The sequence below is a fragment of the Corallococcus sp. 4LFB genome (genome assembly GCF_046520365.1).
Taxonomy (GTDB): Bacteria; Myxococcota; Myxococcia; order Myxococcales; family Myxococcaceae; genus Corallococcus; species Corallococcus caeni.
Genome location: NZ_JBKGHJ010000969.1, coordinates 1 through 1,465, shown reverse-complemented (window position 1 = coordinate 1,465; position 1,465 = coordinate 1). Strand labels below are relative to the sequence as shown.

General features: G+C 71.9%; 1 protein-coding gene. It reads left to right on the top strand.

Annotated features, from left to right (window positions below; translation table 11 throughout):
• Positions 1–287: 287 nt before the first annotated feature.
• Positions 288–1,241, top strand: coding sequence for a hypothetical protein (locus tag ACLEQD_RS43255; protein ID WP_410391769.1), 954 nt, complete (start codon positions 288–290; stop codon positions 1,239–1,241).
• Positions 1,242–1,465 lie beyond the last annotated feature (224 nt).

Genomic DNA, 1,465 nt, shown 5'->3' with positions numbered 1-1,465 from the left:
GAGGCGGCCTGGGAGACGGCGGCCCGGTGACGCTGCCCGCGCTCGTCGCGCGCTACCGCACGGACGCGCTCCCTCGCGCGCCGGTGGTGGCGCGTGAGGCAGTGCTCGTCAGCGCGCTCGGCTTGCGCTGAGGCTCACCCGGCCGTCCGTCCCATCCTCCCGGGCGGGGCGGCCGTGGGGCGGTGAAATGAAGCGGCGGCGCTGGTGCACACCTTCATTCCAGACACGTACGTCCTGGCCGTGCCAAGGCGGCCAGGGCACCACACGGGAAGCGAGGGTGGAATCCAATGGCAGCCATTGTCGAAAGCGAGCGCGCCGGCATCATCCCAGCGGTGCCGGGCAGTGCGTACAAGCTGAGCTGGGGGGCCATCTTCGGTGGCACCTTCGTCGCGCTGGGCGTCTGGATACTGCTTTACACGCTGGGGCTCGCGCTGGGCCTGTCGTCGGTGGATCCATCCGACGCGGGGAGCGCGAAGTCCGCGGGCATCTTCACCGGCATCTGGAGCGTCATCGTCCCGCTCGTCGCGCTCTTCGTGGGCGGCATGGTGGCCGCGCGCAGCGCGGGCATCGTGGACAAGGCGGGGGGCGCGCTGCACGGCGCGGTGCTCTGGGGGCTGACGACGCTCCTGGGCGTCTTCATGGTGAGCATGCTGCTGTCGAACGTGCTGGGCGCGGTGTTCAACGTGGGCAAGACGGCGGTGAACGCGGGCGGTTCCGCCGTGGTCGGGGCCGTGACGGGTGGCGGCAACGCGGCGCAGTCCTTCGGGCTGAACGCCAACGACGCGCTCGCCCCGGTGAACCAGCGCCTCCAGCAACAGGGCATGCCGCCCGTCACCGCGAGCCAGCTGGAGGCGGCGACCAAGGACATCGTCAACGAGGGCGTGCGCCAGGGGCGCATGGACCGCGAGCTCCTGGTGAGCAACATCGCGCAGAACACCAACCTGTCGCGCCAGGACGCGCAAGAGGTGGCCAACCGCGTGGAGCAGCAGGTGGACCAGGCCAAGGGCAAGGTCGGTGAGGTGGGCCAGCAGGTGCAGCAGGGCGCGCTGAAGGTGGCGGACCAATCCGGCCGCGTCTTCTGGGGCATCTTCGCGGGGCTCCTGCTGGGGCTCATCGCGTCGGTGTTTGGCGCCACGCTGGGCGTCAGCCGCAGGCAGCGCATCCGCGCCGAAGGGGCGGTGGTGACGCCTCCGACGACGCCCACGACGACCCCCACGTCGCGGCGCGAGGTGTACCCGTAGCCTCGGGCGCTCGCGTGCATCCCCGCTTCACGGCCCACCCGTGAGGCGGGTATGACACGCGGGCTCCCGGCCCATGGCGTCCTCGAACCGCACCCTCTTCCGCTGGCTCCTCATCCCCGGCCTGAGCCTGGGGCTGTTCCTGCTGTTCACGCTGGGGGCCGCGTGGGTGACGCGCTTCACGGACGCACCGGAGCCGCCCGGGCCCACCGCGCCGGTGCGCGAGC

Excerpts from the sequence above, each read along its gene's own strand:
- ACLEQD_RS43255 (WP_410391769.1), top strand. The coding sequence starts at position 288 with ATGGCAGCCATTGTCGAAAGCGAGCGCGCCGGCATCATCCCAGCGGTG.